Origin of the sequence: Dysgonomonas mossii (assembly GCF_004569505.1) — a bacterium.
Taxonomy (GTDB): domain Bacteria; phylum Bacteroidota; class Bacteroidia; order Bacteroidales; family Dysgonomonadaceae; genus Dysgonomonas.
Genome location: NZ_SPPK01000005.1, coordinates 171,944 through 193,483 on the forward strand (window position 1 = coordinate 171,944; position 21,540 = coordinate 193,483).

At 38.2% G+C, this 21,540-nt stretch carries 19 protein-coding genes; 13 read left to right on the top strand and 6 right to left on the bottom strand.

What is annotated here, in order from left to right; translation table 11 throughout:
- Positions 1-4: 4 nt before the first annotated feature.
- On the top strand, positions 5-1,249 hold the full coding sequence (locus tag E4T88_RS14595; protein ID WP_135106690.1) for an ABC transporter permease: 1,245 nt from the start codon (positions 5-7) through the stop codon (positions 1,247-1,249).
- 4 nt (positions 1,250-1,253) lie between these two features.
- On the opposite strand, the gene rlmH is transcribed toward E4T88_RS14595, so the two are convergent.
- The gene (gene rlmH / locus E4T88_RS14600; protein WP_135106692.1) at positions 1,254-1,727 is read right to left on the bottom strand and encodes a 23S rRNA (pseudouridine(1915)-N(3))-methyltransferase RlmH; all 474 of its coding nucleotides are present in this window, start codon (positions 1,725-1,727) and stop codon (positions 1,254-1,256) included.
- Between the two features lie 78 nt (positions 1,728-1,805).
- Positions 1,806-2,633, bottom strand: coding sequence for a sugar phosphate isomerase/epimerase family protein (locus tag E4T88_RS14605; RefSeq protein WP_135106694.1), 828 nt, complete (start codon positions 2,631-2,633; stop codon positions 1,806-1,808).
- A gap of 142 nt (positions 2,634-2,775) precedes the next feature.
- Here E4T88_RS14605 and E4T88_RS14610 point away from each other — a divergent pair, with 142 nt between their 5' ends.
- The 5 genes from E4T88_RS14610 to E4T88_RS14630 all read left to right on the top strand — a co-directional run bounded on the left by E4T88_RS14610 (position 2,776) and on the right by E4T88_RS14630 (position 7,093).
- Positions 2,776-3,123, top strand: a complete 348-nt coding sequence (locus E4T88_RS14610) for an MGMT family protein (protein ID WP_135106696.1) — start codon at positions 2,776-2,778, stop codon at positions 3,121-3,123.
- Positions 3,124-3,377: 254 nt separating this feature from the next.
- On the top strand, positions 3,378-4,244 hold the full coding sequence (locus E4T88_RS14615) for a nucleoside phosphorylase (RefSeq protein ID WP_135106698.1): 867 nt from the start codon (positions 3,378-3,380) through the stop codon (positions 4,242-4,244).
- Positions 4,244-4,897: a SanA/YdcF family protein gene (locus E4T88_RS14620; protein WP_135106700.1), complete on the top strand. Its 654-nt coding sequence runs from the start codon at positions 4,244-4,246 to the stop codon at positions 4,895-4,897. Before E4T88_RS14615 ends, E4T88_RS14620 begins: the two co-directional genes overlap by 1 nt.
- Before the next feature lie 99 nt (positions 4,898-4,996).
- On the top strand, positions 4,997-6,139 hold the full coding sequence (locus E4T88_RS14625) for a porin (RefSeq protein WP_135106702.1): 1,143 nt from the start codon (positions 4,997-4,999) through the stop codon (positions 6,137-6,139).
- A 90-nt stretch (positions 6,140-6,229) separates the two neighbouring features.
- Positions 6,230-7,093 (top strand): beta-1,6-N-acetylglucosaminyltransferase, encoded by an 864-nt coding sequence (locus E4T88_RS14630; RefSeq protein ID WP_135106704.1) that lies wholly within the window; start codon positions 6,230-6,232, stop codon positions 7,091-7,093.
- A 42-nt stretch (positions 7,094-7,135) separates the two neighbouring features.
- On the opposite strand, the gene E4T88_RS14635 is transcribed toward E4T88_RS14630, so the two are convergent.
- Complete coding sequence (locus tag E4T88_RS14635) at positions 7,136-9,271, bottom strand: GH92 family glycosyl hydrolase (RefSeq protein ID WP_135106706.1); 2,136 nt, start codon at positions 9,269-9,271, stop codon at positions 7,136-7,138.
- Between the two features lie 144 nt (positions 9,272-9,415).
- Positions 9,416-9,787, bottom strand: coding sequence for a 2-amino-4-hydroxy-6-hydroxymethyldihydropteridine diphosphokinase (locus tag E4T88_RS14640; protein WP_135106708.1), 372 nt, complete (start codon positions 9,785-9,787; stop codon positions 9,416-9,418).
- A 97-nt stretch (positions 9,788-9,884) separates the two neighbouring features.
- Between E4T88_RS14640 and kdsB the strand changes: the two genes are divergently transcribed.
- From kdsB to E4T88_RS14670, 6 genes are all read left to right on the top strand, one after another.
- Positions 9,885-10,628 (top strand): 3-deoxy-manno-octulosonate cytidylyltransferase, encoded by a 744-nt coding sequence (gene kdsB, locus E4T88_RS14645; protein WP_135106710.1) that lies wholly within the window; start codon positions 9,885-9,887, stop codon positions 10,626-10,628.
- Positions 10,629-10,730: 102 nt separating this feature from the next.
- Positions 10,731-11,384: a TetR/AcrR family transcriptional regulator gene (locus E4T88_RS14650; RefSeq protein ID WP_135106712.1), complete on the top strand. Its 654-nt coding sequence runs from the start codon at positions 10,731-10,733 to the stop codon at positions 11,382-11,384.
- Between the two features lie 2 nt (positions 11,385-11,386).
- A complete protein-coding gene (locus E4T88_RS14655; protein ID WP_135106714.1) occupies positions 11,387-15,634 on the top strand; it encodes an acyl-CoA dehydratase activase in 4,248 nt (1,415 codons plus the stop codon).
- Between the two features lie 204 nt (positions 15,635-15,838).
- Positions 15,839-17,608, top strand: a complete 1,770-nt coding sequence (locus tag E4T88_RS14660; RefSeq protein WP_135106716.1) for an ArnT family glycosyltransferase — start codon at positions 15,839-15,841, stop codon at positions 17,606-17,608.
- 28 nt (positions 17,609-17,636) lie between these two features.
- Entirely contained in the window at positions 17,637-18,110 is a 474-nt protein-coding gene (locus E4T88_RS14665; RefSeq protein WP_135106718.1) for a GtrA family protein, read from the top strand.
- Positions 18,111-18,707: 597 nt separating this feature from the next.
- The gene (locus E4T88_RS14670; RefSeq protein WP_228093949.1) at positions 18,708-19,451 is read left to right on the top strand and encodes an NUDIX hydrolase; all 744 of its coding nucleotides are present in this window, start codon (positions 18,708-18,710) and stop codon (positions 19,449-19,451) included.
- A gap of 9 nt (positions 19,452-19,460) precedes the next feature.
- Here the strand turns inward: E4T88_RS14670 and E4T88_RS14675 are convergent, their stop codons facing one another.
- Complete coding sequence (locus E4T88_RS14675) at positions 19,461-20,351, bottom strand: bile acid:sodium symporter family protein (RefSeq protein ID WP_135106722.1); 891 nt, start codon at positions 20,349-20,351, stop codon at positions 19,461-19,463.
- Positions 20,352-20,506: 155 nt separating this feature from the next.
- Here E4T88_RS14675 and E4T88_RS18015 point away from each other — a divergent pair, with 155 nt between their 5' ends.
- On the top strand, positions 20,507-20,662 hold the full coding sequence (locus tag E4T88_RS18015) for a hypothetical protein (protein WP_167755468.1): 156 nt from the start codon (positions 20,507-20,509) through the stop codon (positions 20,660-20,662).
- A gap of 67 nt (positions 20,663-20,729) precedes the next feature.
- Here the strand turns inward: E4T88_RS18015 and E4T88_RS14680 are convergent, their stop codons facing one another.
- Positions 20,730-21,305 carry a 5'-methylthioadenosine/S-adenosylhomocysteine nucleosidase family protein gene (locus E4T88_RS14680; RefSeq protein ID WP_135106724.1) on the bottom strand — a complete coding sequence of 192 codons (576 nt, stop codon included), beginning with the start codon at positions 21,303-21,305 and terminating at the stop codon, positions 20,730-20,732.
- Between the last annotated feature and the right edge of the window lie 235 nt (positions 21,306-21,540).

The following is a 21,540-nucleotide window of genomic DNA, read 5'->3' on the forward strand; positions in this document are numbered from 1 at the left end:
AACATTGAACTTAGAATTATTTATAGCCAAGCGGATCCATTTTAGTAAAGGCGAAGGAGAGAAAAAAGCGTCTTCACCTGCTATTAAAATAGCTATTGCAGGTGTTGCAATAGGATTGGCAGCTATGATTTTGGCATTGTCTATTGTTATCGGTTTTAAGAAAGAGGTGCGGAACAAGGTTGTTGGCTTCGGCTCTCATATTCAGATTACCAATCTGAATAACACCACGTCTTACGAAACATTGCCGGTAGCTGTTACTCCCGGTCTTTTAGATACATTGAGCCATGAGACAGGTATAGCACATGCACAGGTATATGCCACAAAACCGGGTATCATAAAAACAGATAGTGCATTTCAGGGGATAATTCTAAAAGGGGTAGGGAAAGACTACGATTGGGACTTCTTCAAGAAGAATATGATTGATGGTAAGATCATCAACCCTGATGATACAACAATCACCAATCAGGTTATTATCTCGAAGAATATAGCCGATAAACTTAATCTGAAGACAGGCGATAGTTTTATTTCATATTTTGTTCAGGAACGCAGTGCCCGTAAGTTTAATATCACGGGGATATACAGTACCAATTTTGAAGATTACGACAAACTATTTGTTATAACAGATATCCGACTTATACAAAGGCTTAATAAGTGGCAACCCGATCAGGTGAGCGGTATAGAGCTGCTTGTAAACGATTTTGAGCAACTTGACCAGCTTACACAAAATATCTATTTAGATATGATGACTTATCGGGATGTGGATGGGAATACTTTTCTGACCCGCTCTATTAAAGAAATGAACCCGATGATATTCAGTTGGCTCGATCTGTTGGATATGAATGTATGGGTAATCATGATCTTGATGTTTGCCATTTCTGTATTTACGATGATATCGGGATTGCTTATTATAATCTTGGAGCGCACCAATATGATTGGTATACTTAAGACCCTTGGTGCACGAAATTTTAATATCCGCAAAACATTTCTCTATGTGTCTTCATTCCTGATATTGAAAGGTATGTTGTGGGGAAATATTATAGCCCTAACTGTGTTGTTGCTTCAACGGTATTTTGGCTTGATAAAACTAGATCCCAATACTTATTATGTATCCGAAATGCCGGTGGATATAAATATATTACACATTATTCTTATCAACATTGCTACCTTAACCTTGTCGGTATTGGCTATGGTTGGGCCTTCTTATCTGATAGCAAAAATATCTCCTGCAAAATCACTTCGTTTCGAATAAGAGATTATTCGTGATGGTAAGGTTCGTTGTTTAAGATTGTCATTGCTCTATACAACTGTTCCACAAATATAAGACGTACCATCTGGTGCGAAAAAGTCATACGTGATAGAGTTAGCTTTTCATTCGCCTTTTGATATACTGCTTCCGAGAAACCATAAGGGCCTCCGATGGCAAATATGAGCCGCTTGCTTACCGTATGTGTTTTCTTTTCTATATAGGAGGCAAACTGCATCGAGGTATATTCTTTTCCCTTATCATCGAGCAGAACGAGATAATCTCCCGCCTGTATGTTTTTTAATATCAACTCACCTTCCTTCTCTTTTTGCTGTTCCATCGTAAGGCTTTTGGTGTTTTTTATATCAGGTATAATTTGTATTTCGAAAGGGATATAATGCTCTAACCTTTTCTGGTATTCGTTGATAGCCTCTACAAAATAGCCTGCATCGGTTTTGCCTATAGCGAGAAGAATGATTTTCATATTTTCTAGTTTTTCATTACAAAAATAGGCAACAATTTCTTGCTGCCTATCCTGTTATATAAAAAATAAGTTTTTTCCTTATTTCGTTGCATCAATCACACCTCTGAAATAACCTATAGATTCGGCTATTCCCGCTAAAGGGGCTTTCATATTTCGCTCGTATTCGAGGCTGCAAGCTCCTGAGTATTTCACTTCGCGAAGCATTCTCACAAAAGCAGGAATGTCTATTATGCCCCGACCGATTTCACCTGTCTTTCCGGCTTTAGTTGCTGCGGTTGTATTCTTCATATGGATGTCGAACACTCTGTCGCTGTACTTTTTTAGGTCGGCAATCGGATCATGTCCTGCACGTGCATCATGACCAATGTCGAGACACATTCCGATACGAGGGTCTAGGTCTTTTACATGTTCATAGATATCAGCTGCATGCGGATATAGTTCGATGTCGGGACCATGAAGATGAATGGCATATTTGAAATCATATTCTTTTACTTTCTTGTCTACATAAGGCAGTAGTTCATGATTGGGAACACCTACGATAAGTTTTACGCCAACACGTTTGGCATAATCAAACGCTTTGTCCACTTCTTCTTTGGTCTTCATGTAGATAGGGCCTACAGCATAACCTGTAACATCATACTTTGCCAGTTTAGCATGGAATGCGGCAATTTCTTCGTCTGTGCTATTCAGCGGAAGATGGAAATCTTTGATACAAAGATAGTGAACATCTACCTCTTGCATCATTTTGAGGGTCTCCTCCAAATTGAAATTTACAAATGTATATCCGGCTATGGCTAACTTAAATAATTCGCCATCATCTCGTTGCGTTTTCTCGGGTTCATTGGCAAAAAGAATTGTTGTGTGCGCGCACACTAAAAGTAGAAATAATCTTAGTGTTTTACTCATGGGTTACTTTTTTTAGATATTTAGATTTTTATTTAAGATCATCACGGTGTACAAATATAACAATTCTCATAGAATAATATATCCTTATACCTAAAGCTTATATCTTTATATTTTATTAAATAGAGCTTATAATAAAAGAAGAATGGCACATTTGGATAAAGAAGATTTCAGACGAGGAGTGTATGACGTTGTGAGGAGTATTCCGTACGGACGGGCTACAAGTTATGGCGCAATCGCTAAGGCTATCGGCTATCCCAATATGTCACGTTTGGTAGGTCGAGTGATGGGAGAGTGCAATTCTGTTATTTCCGGTATTCCGGCGCATAGGGTAGTAAACAGTCAGGGAGTACTCTCAGCCAAAGAAGCATTCGGAAACTCGAACGAAATGCAGAAGCTCTTAGAAGAGGAAGGAGTTGGTGTTGTAAATGATAGAATCATCAATTGGAAGAAAGTATTCTGGGATCCTACCCAAGAATTGACTATCGAATGATTTCCTTTATAGCAATTCGCTTTCTAAGAATAAAATTATCTAATAGAGTAGACTTTGATATACAAAATCAAAGAAAAAGGTAACAACAAAAAACATTTCAAAAAGTGTCACTTTTGTCACCTTTTGGCTGTAAACTGCTGATATAGAGTGTTAGGTGTTTTTCGGGTTTTGTCACTTTTTTATATGAATAGTAACTAAAGAATAGAACCAAGTAAAACAATTTATATCTTTGTAAATAAACACAAATAAACGATATGAGAATAATTCCCGATTCAGAACTGATTATAAATAGTGATGGCAGTGTTTTTCACTTACATCTAAAGCCGGAACAATTATCGGACAAAATAATAATGATGGGCGACCCCGACAGAGTGAGCCTTACCGCATCTTTTTTTGATAGTATAGAATGTGATATCCAAAGCCGGGAGTTTCATACGATTACCGGAACGTATAAAGGGAAACGCATTACTGCTCTTTCGCATGGTATCGGCCCCGATAATATAGATATTGTAATTACAGAATTGGATGCGTTGGCTAATATCGATTTCAAGACACGTGAAGTAAAGAAAGACTTCAAACAGCTCACAATGGTGCGTGTAGGAACATCAGGAGGGTTGCAGTCTCATTGCCCAATCGGTTCGTATGTGGTTGCAGCAAAGTCGATCGGTTTCGACGGAGTACTCAACTATTATGCAAATCGTGATAAAGTGACATTGGCTGACTTTGAGGATACCTTTAAGAAACATGTTGGCTGGAATCCCCAGCACTGCGCTCCGTATGTTGTAAAGGCCGATGAGGAATTGGTAGAACGTATAGGACATGACATGATAAAAGGAGTTACCATATCTGCCATTGGTTTCTATGGGCCACAGGGGCGATATGTACGCATGCCGTTGGCTAATCCCGATCTGAATAGTAAAATAGAGTCATTCAGGTTTGGTGAAGATTCGATTACCAACTATGAGATGGAAAGTGCACCGTTGGCAGGAATGAGCCGATTGATGGGGCATAAGGCCATGACTGTATGCACAATAATAGCCAATCGTTTGGCAGGAGAATCAAATTCAAACTACAAGGGTTCGATAGAAGATTTAATAAAGAAGGTATTAGAGCGTATTTAATGAAGGCACAAACAAAAAAGAGGCTCAAGCGGATGTTTTGGGTATTATTAATCGGACTGATTTTATCAGTTTTAGCAATCCTTTTTGCTAACTGGAAGATTCCCCACGATTCCAAAGGTTTTGTATATAATGAAGTAGATAGCATACCCACACAGAAAGCGGCGTTGGTTTTGGGTGCTGCTAAGAATATAGGCAATCGTCCCAATTTATACTTCACCTACCGCATTCAGGCTGCGAAAGAATTATATGATGCCGGTAAGGTGCAGGTCTTTGTTGTAAGCGGAGATAATAGCCGCAAAGATTATAATGAGGCAGACGATATGCGTGCCGCTCTTGTCGAAGCCGGCGTGCCCGACAGTATTATACATTGCGATTATGCGGGCTTGCGCACACTCGATTCGGTGGTGAGGATGAATGAAATATTTGGACAGGATTCGTTTATTGTCGTGTCGCAAGAGTTTCATAACGAACGGGCTGTGTTTTTGGCTCAGAATTACGGGATGACAGCCTATGGATATAATGCAAAAGATTTATCGCTTAACCGATCGTCATACAGAACAAAAATAAGGGAGTTGTTTGCTAAGGTAAAAGTCTTTGTGGATATCGCTACAGGCAAAGAGCCAAAGTATCTGGGAGAAAAGATTAAAATCTGAAATCTTTTAAGAATTAGGGTCTTGCTGATATTAGATGGAAACACTAATTTTGTCGCTTCTTTTAAATAAGGTTAATTTAAACAATAATAAATTATATTAATGAAAAAGCTCTTATTCGTGCTCTCTCTATGTGTAGCATGTACCCTTGTGTATGCTCAGGACTCAAATAGTGAACTGTTAAAAAAGTTAGTAGAGAAAAATATATTGACTCAAAGTGAAGCCGACTCGATACGAGGAAATGCACCAGCTAAAAGTGCATTGGGAAACGCGACTACCGAAAAAATCAGGCAGGCTTTTAATACTCCATACATGCGTTTCGGAGGATATGGATTATTCATGTACAGATATAGCGACATAGCGAATGTTAAGCATGATTTTGAACCGAGAGTAATATTCTTATCGATGCGTGGCGAACTGACCAAAAATCTGAAATATTTTATTTTGGCAGAGTTTGTTAACCCAATGCCGTATGAATTTTGGGGAGAATGGACTCCGGCTAAAGAGTTTAATATCAGGTTGGGACAAATGAAGACGCCTCTTTCACTCGAAAATCAAATATCATTAACCGATATTGAAGGGGTTTTCAACACTCGTTCTATTTCTGCTCTTATCGGAATGGGCGATGATGTACAGAGACAACAAAATAATAAGAATAATACAGGACGTGATGCAGGTGTGATGGCATACGGAAACTTGTTAAAAACGCAAACGCACGACCTACTCGAATACAAGATAGGTTTGTTTCAGGGGACAGGTATTAATACCACAGAAAATAATAACTCAAAAGACTTTGCTGCAAACTTGATGCTTCAACCCATAAAGAATTTTAGAATCGGTGGAGGAGTATATCTTGGAGAAGCTAAGTATATAAAACCCGGAGAAACAGAGAAGAATGATCATGTTCGTAACCGTTGGATTGCAAGCTCCGATTATCGTTCAGAGAGAGTGTATGCTCGTGCCGAATGGATAAGAGGCAATGATGGAGGTATCAGCAAAGAAGGTCTTCACGGAATGGGGCTCTATTATTTTGTTCCTAAAAAGTTCAATGCTTTTGCAAAGGTAGATTATCTGAATCAGAATAGAGATACAAGCAAGGAGGTGATTGATTATACGCTGGGCTTGAACTATTATTTTTACGGAGCATGCCGTTTTCAGATAAATTATACTTACTCAGATTACTCAAAGAGTTGGGGTGAGAAAAATTCGAATGCCGTATTAGGGCAAATGCAGATTGTATTTTGATCAGACATTCACGAAATATAAAAAAGGTTATTTCGAAAGGAATAACCTTTTTCAGTACATTTGTATTGATATCTTAAAAAATATAGTCTGATGAAGATCTGCTACCTTATATTAGCTCATAATAATTTCAGGCATTTAGATCGCTTGATTGATGCTTTGGATGATGCAGATAGCACTTTCCATATTCATTTAGACAAGAAGACAGGACAGGACTATATCCCTAAAAAGAGTAACGTTACAATTATTCCCACCTCCATTGATATAAACTGGGGAGGGGTTTCTATGGTAGAGGCCACATTGGCACTGCTGGAGTTTGGAGTGCAACATTCCTCTGATGCCGACTATTATATATTGCTTAGTGGTGTAGACTATCCTATACGGTCGAAAGCTTTCTTGCATAAGCTATTAGAAAAGAGAAAAGAGTATATAGATATTGTACCTCTCCCTGTGCCTTACAAGCCTGCGGAACGTTACGAGTATTATTACTTCGATTATAATCGGCGCAATCTGAAACATTACAATCCGAAGTTCTTAATTGAGGTGTTGCTTAAAAAGTTGAGGATAAAAAGGAAAGCTCCTTTTAAGATATATGCCGGTTCGCAATGGTTTGCTCTTACCCGTGAATGCGTTATATATATTCTGAATACTGTAAAGGATGATAAAAGGTATCTTGACTTTTTCCGTCATACATTAGTGCCGGATGAAGCTTTCTTCCAGACAATTATAGGTAACTCTGACTATAGAGATAGAACACATGCAAACCTTACATATACCGATTGGGATGTACCTAATCCTCCTGCTACAATAGAGCAGCGTCATGTTGATCTGTTAGAAATTCGCATAGAATTCAATGATGAGTTTGGGCGGCGATTTCCTTATTTTGCTCGTAAGTTTAATGATGATAGTGAAAGCATTATAGAGAGGATTCGTACCGTACTTTGGAAACAAGATTAGTCGAGCAGAACCCTCTTCTAAGAAATCATATCACCTAAGTGGCTATTGATTGGTATTAATTAGCAATTCTTTGCCTTTCTTCAAATCGCTATGTGATATAAAGTAACCATTAACTTTCTTACCTCCGTAAGTAATATCGGTAATTTTCCTGCCCGAGTTTCTCTTGCTTATAGAAAACTGAGTGCCATCACCGAACGTGAATTCTATCTTGTCGAAAAGAGGAACTGATATGATGTACGAAGGGTCGGCTGGGGAATATGTATAAAGCCCGATGGCGTTAAATACATACCATGAAGACATTTCTCCGACATCGTCCATTCCGGCAAGAGCCAGTTGATGTTTGCCCATTCCGTAGAAGTGATTGAGGCAGCTATCTAATATGACTTGTGATTTCTCTTGTTTGTCGACAAAGTAATAGAGGAAAGGGAAACTATGATCAGGTTGATTTCCGTGGCAATATTGCCCGATAAATCCCGATAGGTTATGTGCCTCATATCCTCCCCAAGGAATGGTAAATAAAGAGTCGACCTTCTTCTCGAAGTCATCTTTGCTTTTATAAAGATTTATCAACCCTTTAGTATCATGTGGTGCAAAGAAAGATGATTGCCAGGCATTCGCTTCACGGTACAGGTATTCATAGTAAGGGAATTCAGGGTCGAATGGGGTAACCCATTCACCGTTTTCGAGTCGACCTCTCATCAATTCAGTTGAAGGGTCGAAGAGGTTCTTGTAATTGCCGGTTCTTTTCATCAGCATATTGTAGTTCTCCTCGTCTCCCAACTCTTTAGCTAATAGAGCAACAGCGTAGTCGTCGTATGCATATTCGAGCGTTTTTGTAACAGCTGCTTTCGCTACGGTTTCTATCTTCGGATTTTTAATGTTCATCTCAGAAATATATCCTTTTGCTATATATTCCATCAGATGAGGACGACCTCCTTCTACTGTGGCATTTTTCAGGATGAGATGATATGCTTTGTTGACATCAAATCCTCTTAGCCCTCTCAGATAAGAGCCAGTAACGAATGTGGAGGCATGATCGCCATGAAAGAACGTAGGCATAAATCTTGTCTTTTCTCCTTTGTCGGTGATGGAGTTAATTACATCTGCTGCAACATTGGGCGAAATCATTCCGAGCAAGATCAGTTTATTCCGATAGTCATCCCAAAACGAAGGATCGGTATAATAGCGGAAGCCCTTGTTTACAACTTCGCCTTTCGCATCGGTAAACTCTCCATTTGCATCACTTCTTAGTGCCGGCCATAAGAAGGAACGATACAGTGAGGAATAGAATACCCATCTTTGCTTTTCAGTGCCACCCGAGACTTTTATTTTTGATAAAAGGTTTTCCCATGTTTCTGTAGCTTCATTCCTTATTTCGGCGAAGTCTTTATTCCCTATTTCTTTTTCTAGGTTTTCTTTTGCATTCTTGATGCTAACAAAAGAGAATCCTATTTTTAATTCCAGAGGTTCTTTGTTATTCGCAAAGTTAACTATTGACAGGCTTTTGCTTTCACCCCTTATCGAATCTATATTTTTTATTGCATGATTCGAAACTGCGTAGAAGTACATCTTTTCGCTATTCTCCTGAAAGCCTGAGAATACGTTTTCGCTTTCCTGTCTTATTTGCCAATCCTTAATCCTTTCGTTTGACGTAGAGAGATCTACTATCAGCTTTTTATCCTTTCCGGCTTCAAATGTAAACCTGTGATATGCACAGCGCAGGGTTGATGTCATTTCTGTATTTATCCCATATCGCTGGAGGAAAACCTGATAATAGCCGGGATGGGCAGATTCGTTGTTGTGACTATATGTCGAACAATAATCATCTGCTGTAAAATTCCCTGTTGCGGGGAGAATCGGAATATGGCAAAGATTCCAATGACCTTTGTTGGTATGTGTAAAGGCATATATAACATTGTCTTCATATTGGTAACCGGAGCCGCTTCTGAACAATGTGACCGGACTAACTTGAACCATTGCATTGGGGAGAGATGATCCGGGGAAAACTTCGGCTCCCCAAGTTCTGCGAGTTGGCTTGTAGCCTAAGTCGATACTATCCCATAAGGTGGCTGTTCCTAAAAACGGGTTTACATAGTCTGTATACCTTATTTGTTGTCTTTGGGCACAACCGGTTGCAACCAATAATAGACTAATAATAATAAGATTAAATTTATTCATGTGTTAATAGATTATGATGATAACAAATGTTTTATGGATTAAAAAATCCTTATGTAAAAATACTTTGTTTGTATAATCTATATGTATTTGTTAAAGAACAAATTGGAGGTGTGTCACAAAAGTATACTAGATTGTCTCAGATGCTTATTTTTTTAAGCTGGGTAGTAGGTCTACAATGTACTTGCGACTTACATCGGCAGGCTTCAGAACTTCGTCATTCCAGATAACAAGGTCGATGTCTATTTTTACAATTCCTTTTTCTTTGTCGTGAGACTCACGTCCTATCTGCCGTTCTATAGACTTAAGTTTCAGGCGGACTTCTTCTTTGTCTTGATCGGTATATATAACAGCCAGTTGGTTTAGGAAGTCATTCTTATAGTGTGCTCCATAAGGAGTAGTGACAGAAGTGTCGGAGTAAGATATCCCTCCAAAAGAGCTGTTGAGCAGTTGATGACAGAGTCTTAAATTTGTTTCTGTATCTTCATTTGTTCCTATGCAGAGAAGCGCTTTGTTCATAATAGGTGCAAATATACGCTGCATTTTCGAAATAGGATGAACGGCGAAACTTTATTTCTGAGGCATTTTTATACATTTGTAGGATAATAGTAAAAATATGAAGTTTATAGCAATAATTCCGGCTCGATATGCCTCTACTCGTTTTCCCGGAAAGCCACTGGCTGATATGGGGGGTAAACCGATGATACAACGTGTATATGAACAGGTGAAGCGAGCGGTTCACGATGTATGGGTTGCAACAGATGATTCCCGCATCTTCGAAACTGTAAAGGCGTTCGGGGGAAAAGCTGTTATGACTTCAACAGACCATCGTAGTGGAACCGACCGTATTCAAGAAGCCTACTCTAAGATTGGGGAAGATTTTGATGTGGTTATCAATGTGCAAGGGGATGAGCCGTTCATTCAGCCCGAGCAAATCGAATCTCTGAAAGAGTGTTTTGATAGCAAAGATGTGGAGTTGGCAACGTTGGTAAAACCTTTCAAAAAAGAAGATGGCTTTGATGTTTTGTTCAATCCTAATTCTCCAAAGGTAGTTATAAATAAGGAGAGCGAAGCAATCTATTTTAGTCGTTCCATTGTTCCATATATACGAGATACCCATCATACAGAATGGCTTGATAAACATACATTTTATAAACATATAGGGATGTATGCTTATCGTGTGGATGTGTTAAAAGAAATCACTCAACTGCCGCAATCTTCACTCGAGAAGGCCGAATCGCTGGAGCAACTCCGTTGGATAGAAAACGGCTACCGTATACGAGTGGGTTATACAGATGTGGAAACAATAGGTATCGATACTCCCGAAGATATGGAAAGAGCGATAAAGCTGCTGAAATAAGTAAATCTTAAACAACAATATAGATTTCTGTTTATGAGCTAAACACTTGTTTAAGTTGATTTTATTTTTTATTTTTGCTTCTTAAGCAATCGTTTAGAACACATGTTTAATAATGAAGATTCTTCGGAAGTAAGGAAACGGATTCTGAGTGAAGCACAAATCCTTTTCATAAAAAACGGCTACAGAGGCACCAGTGTCAGGGATATAGCTAAGGCTTCGGGTACGAATGTGGCAATGGTAAATTATTATTTTCAGTCGAAATATAATTTATTTGAGATCATATTCGAAGACGCATTGGATGTGCTTACCAAAAGAATATTCGAGACCGTAACCTCCGATCTTCCATTTTTTGAGTTAATCGAAACATGGATACACACTTACTATGAAATTCTATTTCAATATCCTGAAATTGCAGCATTTATTCTAAATGAAGTGAGCCTCAATCCGGAGGGACTTACCCAGCGTATAAAAAATAAAAATCCTTATAGTTCTTTCAGTAAAATAGAAAAGCGTATAGCCGAAGAAGTGGAGAAGGGTACAATAAGAGAAACGCCGGCAGCTGATTTTTTATTGAATATATTGTCTTTATGCATGTTCCCTTTTATGTTTGGAAATCTGGCCAAAACATTGATGGAAATTCCGTCAGGCGTTTACAATGAGCTGATAGCCAATCATGAAAAATATGTGATAGAATTTACTATAAACGCACTGAAACCGTGCGATAATGAGATCAAACGAAATAAATTAACACAATAGTTATGAGTGAGGAACAACAATATAAAATGGGAATTGATGTTGGGTCAACAACCGTGAAAATTGTAGTTTTGGATGATAATAATACAATTATTTACAAATCATACTGTAGGCATCAGGCGAATATACAGCAGACTCTGATAGCCGAACTGCAAAAGGTGATTGAAGTGTATCCCCAAGCAAAGTTTACAATAAATATATCAGGATCAGCGGGAATGGGTATTGGCGAACGTGTCGGTATCTCATTTGTACAGGAAGTTGTTGCCGCCGTGGAGGTGGTAAAGAATGTTTACCCTGCTGCTCATACATTGATCGACTTGGGAGGAGAAGATGCTAAAATGGTATTCTTCAGCGAGGGTCGTCACCCTGATATACGGATGAATGGGAGTTGTGCCGGAGGGACAGGTGCTTTTATAGATCAGATGGCAAGTCTGATGAATATTACCATCGAAGAGCTAGGGGTAAAGGCGCTGGATTTTGACAAAATATATCCGATAGCTTCGCGTTGTGGTGTGTTTGCTAAGACTGACGTGCAGAATCTTATTAGCCGGAACATCCCTGTTTCGGATATCTCTGCTTCTATACTTCATGCCGTTGCCTTACAATCGGTAACTACCCTTGCGCGTGGGTGCGAGATTATCCCTAAGATAATCTGTATCGGGGGACCGTTGACTTTTATTCCTGCGTTGCGAAATGCTTTTAGCGAGGTTCTTAAAATACAGAGTGAAGATATAATTGTTCCCGAGAATGGGGAGTACTTCCCTGCATGGGGTTCTGCTCTTTATCACGAAGCTGATGCAAAAACGTTTGATTTGGATGAGCTGGTGGATAAACTTTCGGAATCTACGTCATCAAATCATAGTGATGCACTCGAACCACTGTTCAAAGACGAACTTGAATATATTGAGTGGGATGCGAACCGCAATGTAAAAGCTCTTAAGTTTAAACCTCTGGGTGAGGAAAAGTATGTAGAATGTTTTTTGGGTATAGATTCCGGATCTACTACATCCAAAGTAGTGGTGATGGATACAGATGCCAATATCATATATAAGTTTTACGGTAATAACGAAGGAAATCCTCTGAGGAAAGTGATGGAGGGGTTATCCTTATTCTATAAAGAAGCTCAAGAGAAAGGTGTAACTGTGAAATTCCTTTCGTCAGCCGCTACAGGCTACGGGGAGGATTTGATGAAGTCTGCTCTCGGGCTCGATTATGGAATTGTAGAAACCATAGCGCACTTGTCAGGAGCGCAATATGTTGATCCCGATGTATCGTTTGTGCTCGACATAGGAGGGCAAGATATTAAGTCAATCTTCATAAATAATGGGTTGATTTCGAATATAGAGCTGAATGAAGCCTGTTCTGCGGGTTGTGGTTCTTTCTTGCAAAACTTTGCATCTACAATGAGCATGGAACTTTCTGATTTTGCTCGTGCTGCTTGCCTGGCTAAGTATCCAAGTGATCTGGGTTCTCGTTGTACGGTGTTTATGAACTCAAAGGTAAAGCAGTCTTTAAGGGAGAATGCTGGAAATGATGATATTGCGGCTGGTTTAGCTTACTCTGTGGTTAAGAACTGTTTGTTTAAGGTTCTCAAAATCTCTAACCTGAAACAGCTTGGAGACCATATCGTTGTACAAGGTGGTACATTCAGGAACGATGCCGTTTATCGTGCATTAGAAATGCTATCGGGTAAGACTGTGGGTTCTACCGATCATCCCGAATTAATGGGAGCTTTGGGAGCCGCATTATACTCTCAGCGATTATGGGAGAAAAACCAAAACGCAACAACTTTTTCGGGAGAAGAAGCTTTGTTTGATCTATCTACAATTAACTCTAAGGAGTTGACCTGTAAAGGTTGTACAAACTTATGCTCGGTATTGCGGTTCAAGTTTAACAACGGGAATATCAGCTATGCCGGAAATAAATGTGAGAAAGTTTTCTATAATAAAAATAATGACCGTAAGGAAGGCTATAATGCTTTTGACAGGAAAAATGAAATCCTTTTCAATCGTCCTGTGAAGGCTGATAATATAGAAAAAGGAAAAACAATAGGCATCCCCCGTGTGCTGAATATGTTCGATAATTATCCATTCTGGCATACTTTATTTACAGCATGTGGATTTAATGTGAGATTATCTCCCGAATCTACTTTCCCGTTATATCAAAAAGGAGTGGGAGGGGTGATGTCTGATAATATTTGTTTTCCTGCCAAGCTTGTACACGGACATATACTCGCTCTGATTGAGCAAAAGGTGGATAGGATTTTTTATCCGATTGTACCTAAAGAAGAAAAAGAATTCGGGCAATCGTCTAACTCTTTCAATTGTCCTGTGGTTAGTGGATATCCTGACGTTATACAAAGTTCGATAGATCCATCAGGCAGACATGGCATCCCTTATGATGAGCCGGTGATAACATTCAGCAGTGATAAGGCTTTGGCCAAAGGCTGTTATAACTATCTTTCGGGCTTGGGAGTATCTAAAGAGGTTTTTGATAAGGCATTTCAACAAGCTTTAGTTGTAAAGGATAGTTTAAAACAAGAACTTTATGGCTATCAGAAAGAGTTGTTGGATAAAGCCTTAGAGACAGGGGAGTTGACATTTATCGTTGCAGGTCGTCCATATCATACAGACCCATTGATTCATCAGAAGGTAGGTCAGATATTTTCAGACCTCGGGGTTATAGTACTCACCGATGATGTATTTCGCAAACCCGAAAGTCAGGGCTTTAGTAAGTTGAATATTATTTCGCAATGGTCTTACCCCAACCGTGTCGTACAGGCAGCGATGGAGGTAGCCAAGTTGCCGCAAAATATACAATTGGTACAGCTCAACTCATTTGGTTGTGGTCCCGATTCCTTCTTTATGGACGAAACGCGTGATATATTGAAGGCTGCCGGCAAAAATATAACCGTTCTTCGTATCGATGAGATAGCCAGTCCGGGCTCTATTCGTTTGCGTTTGCGCTCATTGGTAGAGTCGCTCAAAGCTGTAAAGTCTTATGATTTGGTAGCAAGCGATTCATATAAAGGTTATTCCGCCCCATATAAAAAAGAAAAAGACAAAAATAAAACGGTTCTTATTCCTTGGCTTTGTGATTTTATTTCGCCATTTGCCCCGGCATTGGGTGAGATTCTTGGGCTGAAGGTAGAGAATCTTCCTAAATCGAACAAGGTATCTGCTGATCTTGGTTTGATGTATGGAAACAATGAAGTGTGCTATCCGTCTACCCTCATTCTGGGAGATATTATCAATGCACTCCAGTCGGGGAACCATGATGCGAAAGATATTGTGCTTGCCATTACACAGACAGGGGGGCAATGCCGTGCTACAAACTATATAGCACAGATCAAGACCGGGTTGCAAAATGCAGGATTTAATGATATTCCTGTAATAGCACTCAGCTCGGGAGAAACGTATCAGAATGACGAGAGTGAATTTACGTTGGAATGGAAAAAAATAGCAAAGATCGCAGTTCCAATTGTATTGTATGGCGATGGTCTGCAACAGATGCATAGTGCTATTTCTGTGCGTGAAAAAAAGGAAGGAGCGTCGCAGCAGATATTTGATTTCTATATAGAACGAGGGATTGATGCTGTTCGGGCAAAGGATGCGAAAACATTGTATAGATTACTGAAAGAGGCTGCTGAGGATTTTAATAATGTGCCTATCTACGATAAAGAATATTCTAAAGTGGGGCTTATTGGAGAAATATTTGTGAAGTACAACAATTATGCACAGTCAAATATATCCGAATGGTTACGGTCTCGTAATGTAGAAGTTTCTACTCCTCCATTGTTAGATTTCCTTATGCAGTTTTTTGTCAACAGTAAGGTGAATGTAGAAAATGGGCTTAGTGAAGAAACAATTTTTTCGAAGACTCTAAAACCCCTTATTTGGTGGTATATAAATAGTAAGGTGAAAAGGTCGGAGAAGATATTGAGCAAGTTTAAATTTTACGAGCCCTCAGAATCTATCTATGCGAAAGCGGAAGCAGCTTCGGAAGTATTAGACCTCTCCAATCAGTTTGGGGAAGGTTGGCTTATCCCGGGAGAAATTGCTCATTATGCCCGTAAGGGTGTAAACAAAGTTGTTTGTTTACAGCCATTCGGATGTATTGCAAATCATATTGTAGCCAAGGGGGTAGAAAAGCGGATTAAGGAAATATATCCGAATATGAATATTTTGTATCTGGATATCGATGGGGGTATTGCAGAGGTGAACTTGCAAAATCGCCTGCATTTTATGATATGATGATCAGTTGTCTCACAGCTTCGTAAATTCATATATGTTGTTTCTGAACGGAGAAAATAGTTCTAGACCTTAAAATTTTTCTCTATTCAGAAACAATATTTTAGTATGCTATTTTGTCCAATATCAAAATTATAACTGTAGCAAGTACCTATAATTAAAAAAATAAAAACTTATATTTGCAGAAATATTCAGTCATAACTATCTATGAAGAAATCCCATTTTCTGCAAACATTATACTTGCAAAAACCTCTCTTCCTGATTCTTCTTATAGCGACCTTATCTACTCTTCCTTGGATAGGATTAGGAGATTTTTATACCAAGGGCGAGCCTCGTGAGGCTGCATTGGCCGTATCGATGATCGAGAAAGGAGAGTGGGTTATTCCTTCCAGTTATGCAGATGAATTTGCATATAAACCGCCATTTAATCACTGGCTTATAGCCGGATTTTCTTTAGCTCTGACGCATGGCGAAGTTACTCCTTTTACATCGCGTCTGCCATCTACAATTGCATTTATTGCTATGATTGGGGTCTGCTTTATGTTTTTTGCTCGTCGCAGACCTGTTATAGAGGCTTTTGCTTCGTGTCTTATCCTGATTACCTGCTTCGAAATACACAGGGCTGCCATGACTACTCGGGTAGATATGGTACTTACGTTTCTCCTCGTGGCAGCGATTATTCAAATGTATGCTTGGTATCAAAAGCGGCGGGTGTATCAACTTATTTCCATCTGGCTGCTTCTTAGTATGGCTACCCTCACCAAGGGGCCTATAGGGGTCTTACTGCCATGCATGATATTCGGCGTGTTTTTGTTGTTCCAAAAAGAAAACTTTTTCAAAGCAACAGTAAAATGTATTTTGATTGCACTTCCTGCGTTTATTATACCTCTGATTTGGTATTATGCTGCTTATAAGATAAAAGGAGAGGCATTCTTCGACCGTGTTTTCTATGAGAATTTTGGCAGATTTCTTCATCTGAAGGCTGCTGATATGGATGCAAGCTATGAGCTGGGGCATGAAGGGCCGTTTTGGATTTACATCGTATATCTGGTTTCAGGCTTTTTGCCTTGGGCTATTTTGCTTGTGATATCTCTTTTCTTCTTGAAGTATAAAAGAATGAGTGGCTCGGTAAAACAAATCATAAATAATATTGCAGGTAAAATAATGACTATGGACAAAGCGCTTTTGTATAGCCTTATAGTTATTGTTGTTTCGCTACTGTTCTATTCTATTCCTGTGTCGAAAAGGAGCGTATATATAATGCCCGTGTATCCGTTTATAGCAATATTTATCGCTCGCTTTTTTATCTATCTTGTTGATGCAAAACCGAAAGCGGTTCGTATTTCAACCTCTATTCTGTTAGGAATTTCAATTATCGCTCTTCTGATAATAGGACTCGCATATACACGAATTATTGATATAGAATCTATTGCAGGACATTTTGCCAAGAGAGAGAGAACCCTTCAGGATATCAAAATCTTCTCGGACATGTTCAAGTCCCCGGGTTGGTTAGGCTTATTTGGAATTTCGATTTTGCTATGTGCTACGATTAATAGCATTTATTTGTTACGCAAAAAAATCAATATAAAGATATTGATGGCAGGTTTTGGAATCATGTTCTCCATCAATGTTTTCATGGATTCTTATTTGCTGTCTAACTTTAAAGATACTTATTCGGCTCGCCCATTTGCTGAAATGATTTCTGAGAAATATAAGCCTGATGGAGAGATATACGTTACGAATAATCTGAGAAAGTATTTCAATCTCTATGCGTTAAATTTTTATCTACACAATAACTTTAAGAACATAGATTTAGAATCCCCAAAAGAAGGTTATTTTGTAACCTTAGAGAAATATTCAGATAGTATTCGTCAAGAATATGGAAATAAATACGAGTTTGAACTTTTAGAAAAAAGCGATAAGTTAAACGAATACAGAACCTCGATGTTATTTTATAGAATAAAATCGAGGAATTAACTCAGCCTTAGCAAACGATTAGAGACACATGAAGCAACAAATTAGTAACCTGATTAAAAGTGATTCGATAAAACAATTGATAAAATATGGTCTCGTTGGTGTGGTGGGACTTATTATTGATATGGGTGTTTACTACTTACTGGTTACTAAATATTCTGTGCATTACCCCTTTTCAAATCATATCAGTACTCTTTTAGCTGGAAGGATGTCTGTTGGGATGCTTGATATTCTTATTTCCAATATTATAAGTTCCACTCTGGCTGTGATTAATAATTTTATACTGAACAGCTATTTTACATTTAAGGTAACTGATAACAAGCTGAAGCGCTTTACTTCTTTTGCAGGTATAGCTTTGGTAGGCATGGTTATAAGCTCCATGTTGCTTACATTGTTTATTGGGGTCATGAAGATGGATGATATGTTGGCAAAAGCATTTGCTATATGTATTGTGGCTGCTATTCAATTTATAATCAATAAGTTTTTTACTTTCAAGCAAAAGTGAGGCTAGGTAAGACGTAATATTTTAACATTATAAATGCAATAATTACACGAGCAACTAAAAACAAAATTCCATATTAATTGTTCTATTAGGAATAACGATAACCTTACTTATTTTGTATTCTAAAATTTTACAATGAACTACCGGTAAGAAGGGATATTCAGTAGTGTTTATTGTTTATTTCAGCTAGATTTTTTTTTGAATTTTTAATGTGGAATGCTTAACAAAGGTATAAAAAAATATGTGTCCAACCCGGTAATCGGGCTTTTACCATTTCTCTTATATGTAATACTTCATATAGCAAATGTGGAAGAGGGATTAGCGCTAATTATCAGTCTTTTCTCAGCTATAGTTGGAGAGTTTCTTGTCCGTCTGTGTTGCAAAACCCGAGGCTTTAGTATTACGTTCTATATTTCAGCAATAGCTATTTTTATTACCTTGTTTATCTGGTTGCTAACTCATAAATATAGTTGGCAATTAAATACCTATCTGGTGATATGCGAAATTGTAATAATATGTCTCTTCATGCTTTTAAGAGTAAGCAAGACATATATTGCCACACGATTTTTTCGACATAGAAACCATCTTCAGAAGGCACTCATGAGCGAGTTTTATGGTTGTGCAACACTCGTTCAGTATGGCCTGACTTTGCATATTTTTGCCATATTATTATATCGACAGTTCTCTTTTAATTATAACTTTTTGCGCTCATCGGATATCGTTATATTCGTTGCTACGCCGGTCTTTATTATCTCTCTGATAGGAATATATCAAACGGTGAAAGTAGGCAATTTGGTCTCTAAACTTAAACAAGAAGATTGGATTCCTATCGTTACAGAGAAAGGGGAGGTGACAGGTAAGATAGCCAAGAGCGTATCCTTGAATATGAAGAACCGATTTATGCATCCTGTTGTTCGGGTAGCTCTTATCTCAGGATCGAAAATATATTTACAGGAACGTCCCAAGAATGATTTGCTGAACCCTTCGAAACTGGATTATCCGTTCGAGAAATATATGCTCTTTAATCATGAGATCAACCTATCGGCACGGAACAGTATAAGACGAATGCTTGGTGAAGAAACAAATATTCCTTTGAAATTTGTTCTCAAATACGTATTTGAGAATGACGATACAAAGCGTTTGAATTTCTTGTTTGTAGCCAATGTTGACGATGAGTTTAGTATAAAGAGAACCGGAAAATTGAATGGAAAGTTCTGGACTATAAAACAATTAGAGGCGGGTTTTGCCGATGAAATCTTTAGTGAATGTTTTGAACTGGAATTTGAATACCTTAAAAATATGGTATTGCTATCTCCTGAGAATCAGGCGAGTCAATCAGTCTGAAAAATCTCTTTATAGGGTTTTTCTTTTTCTCCATACCTGATAAGAATTAACCACATTTTGCCACAGTACATAAGCTCCGGGTCCTAATGATGATATAGGATTTAGATATGTTTGAGCCATCCAGATAGCAAGGATGGTATTTTTTTGTCCTAATCCCTGTCCTCCGGCTATCGTGTCGTTGTAATAAGTGCCTAAACGGCGTCCCACAAGAAATTGAGCTATGCAAATAGCTAAAGCCGAGAAAGCGACCGACAGTTCTACTATAAAATTGGGACTTTCTTGGTCGATTATAAACTGTACGGTTTTTCCTGTAATAATAACCAACGCTATCGACCAAAGATAGAAAGACAATCCTTTTGCTTTCTGAATCTCATGATGTACTCTGGGTAACAACCTCTTGAGTAAGAATGCGCCAAACAGAGGAAGAAATAATAATATTGAGACTTTTTGAAATACAATCCAGAATGATTGAAGAAATGAACTAGACTCTATTTCTCCCGTATATGAAAACAGGATGGGTGCAACAATAACAATAACCATGTTGCAGAGTAAGCTATAAGCCATCAGGCTAGGGACATTCCCTCCAAGCATGCCTGTTATTACAGGCGCAGATGTGGCTGTGGGTGCTAAAACGCAAATCATAGCACCTTGAGCGACAATGGGATTGAAAGGGCGAAGTAATACGTAAACGCCAATGCTCCCCAATATCTGTATGGCAATAAGCCAAAAATGCAGTCGGGAAAAATGTATCTCCTTAAACGAAATGTTGCAATAGGTGATCAATAGCATTAATGCTATGAGGTAAGGGGTAAGGAACGAAAGTTCGCCCATATATTTGTGTAACAGAATGCCGGTAAGCATAGCTATAGGCATCATGTACGATTTAATCTTATTCAGCATGATTTGGCTTATTGAAGATGTAAAATTAGCAAATATATTCCCTTTGAAGCCGTAATAAAGGTAAAATCATAAAAAAAGAAAAAAAAGAAGTAAATTGAAATATTTTTAAATCTAAATCGTCTAATTAGATAAATACACTAATAAGAACATTGGATATGAAAGATGACAAGAACAAGAAGGAGAATTTGAAATACGCTCCTAAGAAAGAAATCGAAACTCTTGACAGGAAAGATAGTTCAAATGTGCAACTCGCACTTGCTATAGAAGAACTATGTTCCGATGATTTTTTGTTTGATGATGAGAAAGAGTGATTCTTTTCGTTCACCTTATTAACTTAAAAAATGAAAGCCCCCCATGCTATTATACGGTTGAATACTACTATCTTTTTAGTTCGTCTATTGCTTGTCTGAGTGCGTCCGCAGCTTTTTTTACTGTAATATTCCAATCTTCGGCGGCATTGTCGTCGGCACCATCCGAAATGTATTTAAGGCACAGGAACGGAATGTCCTCTTTTTTCGCAATATATGCCAATGGATATGCTTCCATATCCACGATATTGTAATCTGATGTATTATGGCTCACCTCGAAACTGTCTCCGGTTCCGCAGATGCCTTCTTGCAGACCGTCGACCTGGATTCCATACTTCAGAATCGGTTTTGTGTTAGAAAAAGGTGTTTCATATAACTCACAACCGAGTGTTGTTACATTCATATCACGTTGTATAAACTGGGTGCAGCAGATTACTGCCCCTCTTTCAAAAAAATTACTGCCTGCCGATCCGAGGTTGATAATAATACTTGGTTTATTTTGTGCTATCTGTTTTGTTAAATGATACGCTGCATTTACCTTGCCCACACCAATAAAAAGCGGACTTTCATTTACAAACTTATCTGAGGCTTCACTCTCGAGTGCAAAGACGTATAAAGGATTTTTATTTAATAGTTCTTTAATCATGTTATTGAATCTTGTTTGCAAATATAAGCAATCTAAAAGAATTAGATAAAGATAAAAAGGTGACAAAAGTAACAGGTTTAGTTTATATTTGATTGTAACTTTTCTCTCCCAATCATATCAACCCCTTTTATATAAGATAATTTTTTTTCATCTGCATTAACATTCTACTTTGTTGAGTAAAGATAAGAAAATATCAAATTCACATTTGTGCTAATATAAGGTAAAGTAAATAAAA

What these genes read in the sequence shown, in the direction of transcription:
- rlmH (WP_135106692.1), bottom strand. Translation starts at nt 1,727, where the DNA reads ATGAAAATCATTCTTCTCGCTATAGGCAAAACCGATGCAGGCTATTTT.
- E4T88_RS14605 (WP_135106694.1), bottom strand. Translation starts at nt 2,633, where the DNA reads ATGAGTAAAACACTAAGATTATTTCTACTTTTAGTGTGCGCGCACACA.
- E4T88_RS14610 (WP_135106696.1), top strand. Translation starts at nt 2,776, where the DNA reads ATGGCACATTTGGATAAAGAAGATTTCAGACGAGGAGTGTATGACGTT.
- E4T88_RS14615 (WP_135106698.1), top strand. Translation starts at nt 3,378, where the DNA reads ATGAGAATAATTCCCGATTCAGAACTGATTATAAATAGTGATGGCAGT.
- E4T88_RS14620 (WP_135106700.1), top strand. Translation starts at nt 4,244, where the DNA reads ATGAAGGCACAAACAAAAAAGAGGCTCAAGCGGATGTTTTGGGTATTA.
- E4T88_RS14625 (WP_135106702.1), top strand. Translation starts at nt 4,997, where the DNA reads ATGAAAAAGCTCTTATTCGTGCTCTCTCTATGTGTAGCATGTACCCTT.
- E4T88_RS14630 (WP_135106704.1), top strand. Translation starts at nt 6,230, where the DNA reads ATGAAGATCTGCTACCTTATATTAGCTCATAATAATTTCAGGCATTTA.
- E4T88_RS14635 (WP_135106706.1), bottom strand. Translation starts at nt 9,271, where the DNA reads ATGAATAAATTTAATCTTATTATTATTAGTCTATTATTGGTTGCAACC.
- E4T88_RS14640 (WP_135106708.1), bottom strand. Translation starts at nt 9,787, where the DNA reads ATGAACAAAGCGCTTCTCTGCATAGGAACAAATGAAGATACAGAAACA.
- kdsB (WP_135106710.1), top strand. Translation starts at nt 9,885, where the DNA reads ATGAAGTTTATAGCAATAATTCCGGCTCGATATGCCTCTACTCGTTTT.
- E4T88_RS14650 (WP_135106712.1), top strand. Translation starts at nt 10,731, where the DNA reads ATGTTTAATAATGAAGATTCTTCGGAAGTAAGGAAACGGATTCTGAGT.
- E4T88_RS14655 (WP_135106714.1), top strand. Translation starts at nt 11,387, where the DNA reads ATGAGTGAGGAACAACAATATAAAATGGGAATTGATGTTGGGTCAACA.
- E4T88_RS14660 (WP_135106716.1), top strand. Translation starts at nt 15,839, where the DNA reads ATGAAGAAATCCCATTTTCTGCAAACATTATACTTGCAAAAACCTCTC.
- E4T88_RS14665 (WP_135106718.1), top strand. Translation starts at nt 17,637, where the DNA reads ATGAAGCAACAAATTAGTAACCTGATTAAAAGTGATTCGATAAAACAA.
- E4T88_RS14670 (WP_228093949.1), top strand. Translation starts at nt 18,708, where the DNA reads ATGAGCGAGTTTTATGGTTGTGCAACACTCGTTCAGTATGGCCTGACT.
- E4T88_RS14675 (WP_135106722.1), bottom strand. Translation starts at nt 20,351, where the DNA reads ATGCTGAATAAGATTAAATCGTACATGATGCCTATAGCTATGCTTACC.
- E4T88_RS18015 (WP_167755468.1), top strand. Translation starts at nt 20,507, where the DNA reads ATGAAAGATGACAAGAACAAGAAGGAGAATTTGAAATACGCTCCTAAG.
- E4T88_RS14680 (WP_135106724.1), bottom strand. Translation starts at nt 21,305, where the DNA reads ATGATTAAAGAACTATTAAATAAAAATCCTTTATACGTCTTTGCACTC.